At 41.3% G+C, this 12,702-nt stretch carries 9 protein-coding genes; 6 read left to right on the plus strand and 3 right to left on the minus strand.

Annotated elements, in window-relative coordinates:
• On the plus strand, nucleotides 1-2,701 hold a 2,701-nt coding region (locus V7L31_RS23605; protein ID WP_334698512.1), incomplete at its 5' end, for a putative Ig domain-containing protein.
• 207 nt (nucleotides 2,702-2,908) lie between these two features.
• Nucleotides 2,909-7,717 (plus strand): non-ribosomal peptide synthetase, encoded by a 4,809-nt coding sequence (locus V7L31_RS23610; RefSeq protein WP_334698513.1) that lies wholly within the window; start codon nucleotides 2,909-2,911, stop codon nucleotides 7,715-7,717.
• Between the two features lie 146 nt (nucleotides 7,718-7,863).
• On the opposite strand, the gene V7L31_RS23615 is transcribed toward V7L31_RS23610, so the two are convergent.
• Together V7L31_RS23615 and V7L31_RS23620 are read right to left on the minus strand one after the other, a co-directional pair.
• Entirely contained in the window at nucleotides 7,864-8,667 is an 804-nt protein-coding gene (locus tag V7L31_RS23615) for an ABC transporter ATP-binding protein (RefSeq protein WP_334698514.1), read from the minus strand.
• Between the two features lie 4 nt (nucleotides 8,668-8,671).
• The gene (locus V7L31_RS23620; RefSeq protein ID WP_334698515.1) at nucleotides 8,672-9,664 is read right to left on the minus strand and encodes an ABC transporter substrate-binding protein; all 993 of its coding nucleotides are present in this window, start codon (nucleotides 9,662-9,664) and stop codon (nucleotides 8,672-8,674) included.
• 373 nt (nucleotides 9,665-10,037) lie between these two features.
• On the opposite strand from V7L31_RS23620, the gene V7L31_RS23625 reads away from it, so the two are divergent.
• The 3 genes from V7L31_RS23625 to V7L31_RS23635 all read left to right on the plus strand — a co-directional run bounded on the left by V7L31_RS23625 (nucleotide 10,038) and on the right by V7L31_RS23635 (nucleotide 11,053).
• On the plus strand, nucleotides 10,038-10,220 hold the full coding sequence (locus V7L31_RS23625) for a hypothetical protein (RefSeq protein ID WP_334698516.1): 183 nt from the start codon (nucleotides 10,038-10,040) through the stop codon (nucleotides 10,218-10,220).
• A gap of 211 nt (nucleotides 10,221-10,431) precedes the next feature.
• Entirely contained in the window at nucleotides 10,432-10,848 is a 417-nt protein-coding gene (locus V7L31_RS23630; RefSeq protein ID WP_334698517.1) for a ribosomal maturation YjgA family protein, read from the plus strand.
• The gene (locus V7L31_RS23635) at nucleotides 10,826-11,053 is read left to right on the plus strand and encodes a DUF167 domain-containing protein (protein WP_334698518.1); all 228 of its coding nucleotides are present in this window, start codon (nucleotides 10,826-10,828) and stop codon (nucleotides 11,051-11,053) included. The genes V7L31_RS23630 and V7L31_RS23635 overlap by 23 nt, the downstream gene beginning before the upstream one ends.
• A 123-nt stretch (nucleotides 11,054-11,176) precedes the next feature.
• Here V7L31_RS23635 and V7L31_RS23640 read toward each other — a convergent pair whose 3' ends face one another.
• Complete coding sequence (locus tag V7L31_RS23640) at nucleotides 11,177-11,788, minus strand: glutathione S-transferase family protein (protein WP_334698519.1); 612 nt, start codon at nucleotides 11,786-11,788, stop codon at nucleotides 11,177-11,179.
• A gap of 199 nt (nucleotides 11,789-11,987) precedes the next feature.
• On the opposite strand from V7L31_RS23640, the gene V7L31_RS23645 reads away from it, so the two are divergent.
• Nucleotides 11,988-12,689 (plus strand): SOS response-associated peptidase, encoded by a 702-nt coding sequence (locus tag V7L31_RS23645; protein ID WP_334698520.1) that lies wholly within the window; start codon nucleotides 11,988-11,990, stop codon nucleotides 12,687-12,689.
• The last annotated feature ends 13 nt before the right edge of the window (nucleotides 12,690-12,702 follow it).

A 12,702-nucleotide genomic window follows, 5' to 3' on the forward strand; every position in this document is an offset into this window, starting at 1 on the left:
GACAAATAATGACTTTGCCATAGTGCGTTACAACAGCGATGGTACTCTCGACACCAGCTTCAACACTACTGGCAAGGTCACAACCGACTTTAATAGCAATGATGACTATGGCAACAGTATCACCGTGCAAGCTGACGGCAAGATTCTCGTGGCGGGACAGAGCAATAACGGGACAAATAATGACTTTGCCATAGTGCGTTACAACAGCGATGGTACTCTCGACACCAGCTTCAACACTACTGGCAAGGTCACAACCGACTTTAATAACGATGATGACTATGGCTACAGTGTCACCGTGCAAGCTGACGGCAAGATTCTCGTGGCGGGAACTAGCTATAACGGGACAAATAATGACTTTGCCATAGTGCGTTACAACAGCAATGGCACTCTCGACACCAGCTTCAACACTACTGGCAAGGTCACAACCGACTTTAATAGCAATAGTGACTCTGGCAAAAGTATCACCGTGCAAGCTGACGGCAAGATTCTCGTGGCGGGAACTAGCTATAACGGGACAAATAGTGACTTTGCCATAGTGCGTTACAACAGCAATGGCACTCTCGACACCAGCTTCAACACTACTGGCAAGGTCACAACCGACTTTAATAACAATGATGACTATGGCTACAGTATCACCGTGCAAGCTGACGGCAAGATTCTCGTGGCGGGAATTAGCTATAACGGGACAAATAGTGACTTTGCCATAGTGCGTTACAACAGCAATGGTACTCTCGACACCAGCTTCAACACTACTGGCAAGGTCACAACTGACTTTGACAACAACAATAACTATGGCTACAGTGTCACCGTGCAAGCTGACGGCAAGATTCTCGTGGTGGGAACTAGCAATAACGGGACAAATGACGACTTTGCCATAGTGCGTTACAACAGCAATGGTACTCTCGACACCAACTTCAACACTACTGGCAAGGTCACAACCGACTTTGATAGCAATGATGACTCTGGCAAAAGTATCAGCGTGCAATCTGACGGCAAGATTCTTGTGGCGGGAATTAGCAATAACGGCACAGATTATGACTTTGCTGTAGCCCGTTACTTGGTCAACCAAGTTCCAGAGGTGGCAAATGAAATTCATGATCAAGAAACGACCGAAGATAGTGTCTTCAATTTCGTAGTTCCAGTTGACACCTTCAGCGATGCGGATGCTCAAGACATCCTCACTTACACTGCAACTCTGGCAAATGATGACCTATTACCCACTTGGTTGAACTTTAATCCTGATACCCTTACCTTCAGTGGCACTCCCACAAGTCAGGATGTGGGTAGTTTAGACATCAAAGTTACCGCTAAAGATATTGCTGGAGATCAAGCCAATGATGTATTTACACTTGCAGTTAATAATGCCAATAAAGCTCCAGAGGTGGCAAATGAAATTCAAGATCAAGAAGCCACCGAAGATAGTGTCTTCAACTTTGTAGTTCCAGTTGACACCTTTAGCGATGAAGATACTGGAGATATCCTGACTTACACTGCAACTCTGGCAAATGGTGATTTACTACCCACTTGGTTGAAGTTCAATCCTGATACTCTTACCTTCAGTGGAACTCCTAAAAATAAGGATGTGGGTAGTCTAAACATCAAAGTTACTGCTAAAGATATTGCTGGAGATGAAGCCAGTGATGTATTTACACTCGCAGTTGATGAAAAGACAACTGTTAATATTAATATCCAATCCATTAGCCTACTGACAAAAATTACAGGCGATATCTTTAGTGTTAAGACTAAGCTCAACATTAAAGGTGATAAAGCAAAACTCTCAATCAAGATTAAAACCAAAACTTCCAAACAGGTGGATGAACTGTGTGTATTTAATGTTGATGACGATGAAGGTAAGATTGATGGCATAGCCCCTGGTGCAGAAGGCTATGCCAAAGCGGCTCTTTTGCGTTCAAAGGTGATTTTCTGTTCTCTTGGCAATTCACCTAATGGTTTTAATAGTGCGGACTTGACAAATATCTTAGAATTTGAGTCTAATACCAAACTCCGATTCTACATGATATCTAACAGTACTACTCAAGCTGTACTGTCTGGAAAAGCCTCTTTCTCAAGCGTTGTTTTTTCCTCAGCTACCAATAGCAACACAGAAGATGAAGGATTTTCTCTCAACTTCCAGAATTTGGTTGTCACAGTTCAAGCAACAAATCAACAGGTAACTTTGGGTACAGGTTTGCAAGGCAAAAAGGAAGGAGAACTGATTGATTTACGTGGTGTAGGACAATCGGTGAAAGCTGACTTTAAGGTTCATAGAGAAGCTGCATTTAACAACTTTGTGGGATTCTATAAAGTTGCTGATGAGAATGGTGGTATTGACACCAATGGCGATGGTAAAGCAGATATTCTCGTTGGACAAGCAGGTTACGCCGAAGCCGCCGTGCGTAGACGTATTGCAGGCATTGATTTGACGGTAAGCAACCAAGGTTCTGCAACTTATACTGGCACTTTTGGGGCTGATTCGCTGTTTGCACCATTTATTATCGTGGACGGTAAACCCGATGCTGTTCTCAGTGGTAATGCCAATAAAAAGGTTTACTTCTCATTTTTGGGTGCCAACTCAGATAAGGTCGATCACATTCGACTGTTGGGAAATAATACCTTTGGTTTTGAGGATTTACCAAATGGTGGTGACAAAGATTACAACGATGTGATTGTGCAAGTAAATTTAAGTGCCAATCTTGCTTAAAATCGGTTAATTACTTGTAGCGGTTCTTTCTTGTTCACGTGAGGTACACCCCTAGCCCGAATTTCTCACGCATAGTGTAGGCTTCATACGAAATGCCCACTTTTCTTTCATTCCTCTAAACTGATACCAAGTAGAAACTTTTCATTGTGACTAGCCACTTTAAGTATTTGCAAATAAGATAATAGTATTAAAAAATACTATCTTTCTATGCAAAATTCTACTGAAAGTTCTCAACAAGACCTCAGTCTACCCAAGATAGAAGTAGACCAGGTGCTTCTGGAATGGCAAGAAAATCCAGCAGTTTACGTAAATGATATATGCATCCATCAGTTGTTTGAATATCAAGTAGAAAAAACACCTGAGCAAATCGCGGTCATTTTTGAAGACAAACAAGTTTCTTATCAAGAACTTAACCAGCTAGCTAATCAACTAGCGCACTATCTACAGACCTTGAATGTCAAACCTGAGGTTCTAGTTGGTATTTGCATGGAGCGATCGCTAGAAATGATTGTGGGACTATTAGCCATCCTCAAAGCAGGCGGAGCTTATGTCCCCTTAGATCCAGCTTATCCCTCAGAGCGCCTAGCTTTAATGCTAGAGGACTCACAGTTACCAATACTACTGACCCAACAACATCTACTTTCAAAGCTTCCAGAGCATCAGACCCATATAGTTTGTCTAGATAGTGATAAGGAGGCAATTACTCAACAAAACCAGGAAAATCTAACCAGTCCAGTTACAGATAAAAACCTGTCTTATGTCATTTACACCTCCGGTTCGACTGGTAAACCGAAAGGGGTAGCTATTGAACATCACAGCACAGTCGCTCTGTTGCATTGGGCTAGAGAAGTTTTTACAACAGAGGATCTAGCTGGAGTGCTGGCCGCAACATCTATTTGCTTCGATCTCTCAGTTTTTGAAATATTTGTTCCCCTCAGTTGGGGTGGTAAGGTGATTTTGGCAGAAAATGCCTTGTATTTACCTACCTTACGTGCCGCTCAAGAAGTCACTCTCATCAATACAGTGCCATCTGCGATCGCAGAATTACTGAGAATTCAAGGTATACCCGCTTCTGTTCGCATTGTTAACTTAGCAGGTGAACCTCTACAAAATCGTTTGGTGCAACAGATATATGCGTTAGACCATATTCAAAAAGTCTTTAATCTATACGGCCCGACAGAAGATACGACCTATTCCACATTTGCCTCGGTGAAGAAAGGTGATAGCATCGTCACCATTGGTCGTGCGATCGCCAACACATACTGTCTTCTGTTGGACGAACAAATGCAGATAGTACCCACAGGTGTTTCTGGAGAACTATACATTGGTGGTGAGGGACTAGCCAGAGGCTATCTCAACCGTCCAGAACTGACAGATCAGCGATTCATCCCCAACCCATTTGAGGAGGCAGGAGGGAGTAAATTATATAAAACTGGGGATTTAGCTCGTTACTTACCAGACGGCAACATTGAGTATATTGGGCGCATTGACCAACAAGTAAAGATTCGCGGCTTCCGTATTGAGCTAGGAGAAATTGAAACTGCACTGTGGCAACATCCTGATGTGCAAGAAGTTGTAGTGATTGCTAAAGAATTTTCCCCTGGCGACCAACGCCTAGTAGCTTACGTAGTTCTCAAGCCCGAATCATCAGACACGAATGTTGGTAATTTACGCCATTTTCTCAAACATAAATTGCCTGACTACATGATCCCTTCTCGCTTTGTGCAATTGAGTGCTTTACCCTTAACAGCTAACGGAAAAGTTGATCGTCAGGCGCTCCCAGCACCCGTCCAAACTTTGAATGCAAATGAGAATTTTGTTGCTCCTCGCACTCCTATTGAGGAACAAATAGCAGAAATTTGGTCTCATGTATTGGGTCTAAAAAACATTGGCGTTCATGACAATTTCTTAGCGTTGGGAGGACATTCCTTACTAGCCTTTCAGATCCTCTACCGTATCCGCGATATCTTTCAAATTGAGTTGCCAATGCGGCATTTCTTTGAAGCACCTACCATCTCTGAAATAGCTGACAGCATTACACAAGCGCAACAGGAAGACAGAGGATGTTCTGTTGTGCCAATACAATCTATTGGGCGCGATCGCGATTTACCGCTTTCCTTTGGGCAAGAACGGTTGTGGTTTCTTAACGAGTTAGTACCGAATCATTCTTTTTACAATGTTTCCGAAGCCTTTCGCCTCAGAGGTGTACTCAACTCCACAATATTAGAACAGAGTTTGAATGAAATTATCAATCGCCATGAAATCCTCCGAACTACTTATGCGAGTGTAAAAGGACAACCCATACAGGTCATCCACTCAACTTTTCCCATCAAACTCTTAGTTGTGAATCTCCAAGGGTTGTCTCCAGACGATCGCGAATCTCAAGTCCGCCAGCTGATCCTTGAAGAAGCCCAACGTCCTTTCGATTTAGTTCAAGGGCCATTGCTGCGAACAACATTGCTGCAATTGAGTTCAGAGGAACATATATTCCTCCTCAACCTGCACCATATTCTTTGTGATGATTGGTCTTTAAGTGTTTTGTTTGAGGAACTGTCAACTCTGTATCCAGCTTTTTCTACTGGCAACCCCTCTCCTCTGCCTGACTTAGCTATTCAGTATGCAGACTTTGCAGCTTGGCAACGACAGTGGCTACAGGGTGAAATTTTAGATAATCAGCTTACCTATTGGCAGCAACATTTGGGTGGTAATCTACCCATATTAGAATTGCCCACCGATTATCCACGACCATTAGAACCAACATATCAGGGGGCGCGTCAATCGGTCGTTATCCCCAAATCCGTAACAGATGCCCTCAATTTTCTCTCACGCCAAGAGGGTACTACCTTGTTTATGACCTTGTTGGCAGCATTCCAGACACTCCTATTTCGCTACACAGGGCAAGAAGACATTTTAGTAGCTGCTCCGATTAGCAACCGCCACCGTTCTGAATTAGAAGGACTAATTGGGTTTTTGCTCAATACTTTGGTATTGCGAACCAACTTGTCTGATTCCCCAAGTTTCCGGCAGTTGTTAGGCCGAGTCCGGGAAGTAGCTTTATGGGGTTATACCTACCAAGACCTACCGTTTGAGAAGCTAGTTGATGCCCTACAGATCGAGCGGGACTTGAACCAGAATCCACTGATTTCAGTGATGTTTCATCTTCAGAATACCCCAAAGCCTCAGCTGACTGTTCCCGGATTGACAATGAACCGTCTGGAAATTGATAACGGGACATCCAAGTTCGATCTATACCTGGAACTGCGCGAGACAGCAGCAGGGATATCCGGCAACTTGGAATATAATACTGACCTATTTAAAGCTGAGACGATCGCTCTGCTCGTGGAAAATTTTTCTACTCTATTACAGAGTATTGTCTCTAACCCAGACCAGACAATTTCCAACTTCCCCCTGTTAACATTCCCTGGCGATCGGCAAACTCAGCAGGTATACAACGGCAATATAGATATTCGCAGTCTACCAGAGCCGGAAATGGATAGAAGCGATTTGCAAGCAGCATTTGTTGCACCTCGGACTGTAATTGAGGAACAAATGGCTGAAATTTGGAGCAGACTTCTGGCGATCGCAGAAGTTGGGATTCACGATAATTTCTTTGAGCTTGGCGGTAATTCCCTACTAGCATCTCAGTTGATTTTTTTGGTGAGAGAAACCTTTCAAGTAGATTTACCTCTAAAAAGCTTGTTTGAAAAATCTACTATAGAAGCGCTGGCTCAGGTAATAGAGAGAGTGCGTCGAGATGGCGTTTCTACTTTAACCAGTGCGATCGATCTAAAATCTGAGGTAGTACTCGATCCCGCGATCAATGCCCAAGGAAGGCCTTTTGCTCAGGTCAACGAATTGCGTCATGTTTTTCTTACAGGAGCTACAGGCTTTTTGGGGGCTTTTTTAATTGATGAACTGCTACATCAAACTCAAGCAAAAATATACTGTCTCGTGCGCTCTCCGAACGAGCATGAAGGGTTAAAAAAGATTCAACAAAACCTAGAAAAATATTCCCTTCATCACCCAAATTTTAGCTCTCATGTGATTGCGATTCCGGGAGACTTAGAACAGCCATACTTGGGTCTTCCTAGCGAACAGTTTAAAAAACTGGCTCTGCAAATTGATGCTATTTATCACAGTGCTGCCCAAGTCAATTTTGCTAAACCATACTCTGCAATCAAGGCATCCAATGTTCTCGGAACTCAAGAAGTTCTCAGATTAGCTTGTATGGGCAAAATTAAACCAATGCATTACATTTCTACCATTGCTGTTTTTGGTGCAATCAACCATTTTACAGGACAAAAAGTAGTTTATGAAGATGACGATATCGAGCTTTCTAAAGACTATGTTGCTCTGGATCTCGGCTATTCTCAAACCAAATGGGTAGCCGAAAATCTTGTATGGGTTGCCAAGTCTAGGGGAATACCTGTTAGCATCTTCAGAACAGGATTTCTCATGGGACATAGCAGTACAGGTGTTACTCATACAAAAGATGCTTATGTGCCTAGAGTTATTAAAGGATGCATACAGCTTGGTAGTTATCCAGAACTCATAGATCAAAAAGAAGAATTGATTCCTGTGGATTATGCAGCTAGAGCAATTGTCCATTTATCTAAAAAGCCAGAATCTCTAGGAAAAGCTTTCCATATAGTACCGCCACCAGACCAAAATATTCCAATCAGCGAGCTTTTTGAGTTTATTTGTTCTTATGGTTACCAACTCAAGAAGTTACCATATACTCAGTGGAAAGATGAGCTAATTGCAAGTTTTAGGCACTCTCAGGAAAATGTTTTACATCCGCTTTTATCGATGATGTCTGAAAAAGTCTATCAAAATTCTTTGACAATCATGGAGTTGTATCAAAATACAGTTGATTATGACTATCAGAATACCCTCAATGGATTGGTAGATTCTACAATTGTTTGTCCACAAATGGATGTTAAACTCCTAGATAAATACTTGTCATATTTCGTTAGTAGTGGTTTCTTAAATTCACCACCTTTAAGACAGGAGTAAATGTTCACGCTATAATTTTCAGCCATCTCTATCAACAGCTTGGAACTATCAGAACGATTACTACGCCCACCCTACAAGAAGTTGTTGAGTATTTTTTATTTGAAAGTCTCTAACGTGCAATCTGCTGTCTTTAACCGGACGTGATATTACTCCTGAAATAATACTTCCTTTGCCGATTTGGTATCACTACGGGAATCAGCACCCAGTAAACTACGCAGATGGGCGGACATATTGGCGAATTCTTTGCTGTTAATATCGTCAATCTGCGTTGTATCGACAATTTCTTTCACAGTTCCAGGTACCGGCGTCATGACTAAAACTTGATGTCCCAAGTACACAGCTTCTTGTATGGAATGGGTAATTAAAATAATCGTAACGCCTGTGTCTTGCCAAATAGCGTTGACTTCGTATTGGAGTTGAGTACGTGTCAGGGCATCTAGGGCAGCAAAAGGCTCATCCATGAGCAGAATTTGCGGTTTCACAGCCAAAGCACGGGCGATCGCTACCCGTTGTTTCATCCCTCCCGATAGCTGATGAGGATATTTATCTACGGCTGCTGAGACTCCAACTAAATTGAGATAGTGTAAAGCCTCTTCATTATAGGTTTTGCTAGCTGCTTTACTTGTAATGTTAAGGGCGTAAACGATGTTTTGCCGTACAGTTTGCCACGGCAAGAGTTGCTCAAAATCTTGAAAAACAACCATCCGATCTGGCCCTGGAGAAGTGATTTTTTTGCCTCTCATCAACAATTCGCCGCTGCTGATGGGCTGAAAACCTGCGATCGCTTTTAGCAGGCTACTCTTTCCACAACCCGATGGGCCAATAATTACAAACTTTTCTTTTGGTTTCACAGCAAAGCTAACATCTTCTACAGCCGTGAACCGATGCCTACCTTCCTTATAAATAATTTGAACACTGTTTGCTATAATTAAAGGCTCTAATTTCGCCATGAATTCAATCTCCTCCAACGCCTTTAAGCGTCGGTAAAATTAATTCATCAATTGATTTAGGCTGCTGATTTAGCATACCTATTTCGTGCATAAATTCTCCATATTTCAGGAAGGCTCTTGGCTCAAGACCATATTCTACAGCCCGATCGCTAATCCACTTTTTATATTGCTCTGCCGAGATTTTAGCACCATCTATCTGTGAGAGAATTTTTGCTGCTTCATCGGGTTTGTCATTCAAGAGTTTAGTAGCATCTGCGATCGCAGTGTACAAAGCTTTATCAAATTCAGGATATTGATTGTAGAATTTCTCCGTAGTAAAGATGCTGGCAGCACTAATCTTACCAAAAACATCAGAACTCTTAAGAATCACCCTACCACCTTTTTCAACTTCTTGAAATTGGAAAGGTGGTGTTGTAAAATGTGCATCAATTTGACCATTCAATAGAGATTGTAACCCTAATGGGTGAGCGATAGATTGTATATTCTGATCGAGGGCTGTAGCATTACCTAATTCTTTTTGCGCTGCCCGACGTAGTACAATTGCTTGAAGCGAATCAGGAGATGGTAAGCCAATTTTCATTCCTGGCTTAAAATCTTTTAAACTTTTTATGTTCGAGTTCTTGACGACCAACCAAAACTCACTATGATTAAGTGAAGCTAAAATTTTCCATCCTACACCTTTATCCCAACCAACAAGAAATGGCCCAACGCCACCTGCACCAACTTGTAGTTGATTTGCAATAATTCCATCCCGAATCGCTGCACCATTAGATAATTCTTTCCATTCAAACTTTGTTTGGGGAAACTGCTGTTCTAAAATTTGCTGCTGTTTGACAATTAGTAAATTTGCATAGTTGATTCCTGGTTGATAGGCAAGTGTTACTTTTTCTGGAACTTTTGAAGCTATTTGATTACCAGAAGTGCAAGCCACAAATACAAAGGTTAGCAGTGCTAATCCAATCAATAAACTCCAAGACTGAAATTGCTTGAATTTCATTATTTTATGCCTCTTGTAGCTGCTTTAATAAACTTTGTTCTTGCATTTTACATTCCTCAGTAATCAGCTAAAAAACATCTAATTTGCATAACTTAATTAAACATAACTCTTGTGGGGTGGGCAACATGAGCGCCCACTGTACGCAATTTATAATTATTTCCAACTGCATAATATTTTTATAAATACTGTAAATTAATAGAGATACAGTACTTTGTGAATTTAAACGAAAGTATCACACAGTCAGAAGCAAAAAACAAGGTGTGTTGAGAAGTTCGTAAAATCTTTGGTTTTTTCTCAGCGCTCTCTGTGCCTCTGCGGTTAAATAAATTACTTTTAGAGATAAGAGGCACAGAGAAAAGGGAGCATCTCACCTTTGCAAATATACCAGGCGATTAGAAATCGCGGCTACACAAACGTTCGCCTTTGGCGTTCCCGCAGGGTAGGCCGTCTTTCCTGCGGAATGCTACGCGAACGCGGACTCAAAGGATTTGAAACCCACGGAGGTGGGTTTTGTCTGTATAGCCAAGCCAGTGCAGTCTTGGGGGTTTCCCCATGAGCAACTGGCGCGCGAATTCCATTTGCTAGGGAAACGTGTTTTTACACTCATTGAGATGCTCCCCAGAGAAAACAGACGAAGAGGAATTTATAGACTAAAATTTACATTCACTAAGCGTTGCTTAAGAATAAAGGTATACCTAAGTTTGTGTAGTCAAGACTTCTAGTCGTTCGGACTGTTAAAATTTTGCTTAGTCTCTAGCCTATAGAAAATGCTTCGACATCGTAACCAAACAATCTTTATTATTATTTCTGTACTCATCGTTGTACCGATGGGCTTTTTGTTTAAGTATTATAATGGACCTGTCCATGAGTGGTTTAACGATTACGGAGCGGCTGTATTTTACGAAATATTTTGGTGTCTGTTCGCGTTTTGGTTTTTCAGAAGTCGAGCGGCTGTAATCCAAATCCCTATATGGGTTTTTGTCATCACCTGTATACTAGAATTCTTGCAACTTTGGCATCCGCCACTATTAGAGGAAATTCGCGCTACCTTAATAGGTAAATTGTTACTTGGTACAACCTTTGTTTGGTGGGATTTTCCTCATTATTTACTTGGTTCTGTTTTAGGTTGGTTGTGGCTGGGACAATTATACAGAATAGATTATGCAAAAAAGAATCAAGGTTAAGCCTAATTCAAAACAGCAAAAGATTGAAGAACAATCTGATGGTAGTCTAACTGTGTATTTAAAATCGCCCCCAGTCGATGGTAAGGCTAATGAAGAATTAATTAAACTACTAGCAGATAAATTTGATATACCTAAATCTCATATCACCATTAAGTCAGGTTTGTCTTCTCGGCAAAAGCTGATAGAAATTGATACAGATACTTAGTTGCTGCTTAACAACACCTTTTTGGAAGATTCTACCTTCTCCTAAATGCGAGGCTACATCTCACCCAGTGAATCCTCTATTAGGGCCAAGAAACGAGAGACAAAAACTTGCAAAACCGAATTTTTATGCTTGTGTAATACTGATATAACTTGGTTGAGCTTTGACTCTTTCTATCCAAGCTTTGATTGCAGGAAATTGTGTCAAATCAAACCCGCCTTCATCAGCTACATGAGTGTAAGCGAATAAAGCGATATCAGCAATTGTGTAGCGCTCTCCTACAAAAAAAGTGTGAGAAGTTAAATGTTTATCCATCAAGTTAAGTGCTGTATAACCAGGTTCACGTTTTTGCTTGATAGCTTCACTATATTCTTCAGTTTTACCTAAAATAGAAATCCAAAATCTTGATGTAGCAATAAAAGGCTCATGACTATATTGTTCAAAACATAACCATTGCAGCACTTGCGCTCGTAAAAAACGGTCATAAGGTAAAAATTCTGTGCCTTCACTCAAATACACCAATATGGCATTTGATTCTGCCAAATATTTCTCTGGCTCGATTTCTAAAACAGGTATCTTCCCATTGGGATTTTTACTTAAAAATTCTGGTGTGCGAGTATCACCTTTCAAGATATTAAGCTCTATTCTCTCAAAAGGCATACCTAGTTGTGTCAATAAAAGACGTATCTTATAACCATTGCCAGAAGGTAAAAAATCGTACAGGCGCAGTAGTTCCATGTTAAAATACAGTTAGGAAAATGCTGATAAGTAAAGGTTCAAAATACAATATCTTACCAAAAGATTTTCCCAAAACCGGATATTTTTTTTGTATTTAGCATCTGAACGTACTACAGAAAATTATCTGAGAAAATAAAAAAAAGTATTATTTATTTCTAGATTGAGATATTTAATTTAGTCAGTGTTCGAGAATAAAAGTATGTGTGGAAGATTTACGCTAAACCAGTCGGCAGCAGGATTATCTCAAGTTTTCCATGTGGAGTCAGTTCCAGATTTAGCAGCAGAATATAACATTGCACCTACGCAAATGGTGGCAACAGTGTTACAAAATCCCGAAAGCGAAAAGCGTGAATTTAAGCAGTTGCATTGGGGGTTAATTCCGTCATGGGCGAAAGATGCGGGAATCGGGGCAAAGCTGATTAACGCCAGAGCAGAAACCGTTGCCGAAAAACCCTCTTTTCGTTCGGCTTTTAAGCATAGACGCTGTTTAGTCATAGCTGATGGCTTTTATGAGTGGCAACGCCAACAAGGTAAGAAACAGCCATTTTATTTTCGTCTCCAAGATGGGCAACCCTTCGGCTTTGCCGGTTTGTGGGAAAGATGGCGATCGCCTGCTAATGAAGAAATAATCTCTTGTACAATTTTGACAACGGCAGCTAACGAATTACTCCAACCCATTCATGAGCGGATGCCAGTGATTCTGGAGCCACAAGATTACGATTTATGGCTAGATTCCCAAGTGCAAACCCCCCAAACCCTACAGCAGCTATTGCGTCCCTATCCAGCGCCAGCAATGACTGCATATCCAGTTAGCACCTTGGTAAACAACTCTCGGCATAATAGTTCAGAATGTATCGTACCCCTCAGTCAGCAGAATGCCCCCGCAAATCAGTTAAATTAGCTATTGAGTGAAC

This window comes from Nostoc sp. (assembly GCF_036916655.1).
In the GTDB taxonomy this organism is placed as follows: Bacteria; Cyanobacteriota; Cyanobacteriia; order Cyanobacteriales; family Nostocaceae; genus Nostoc.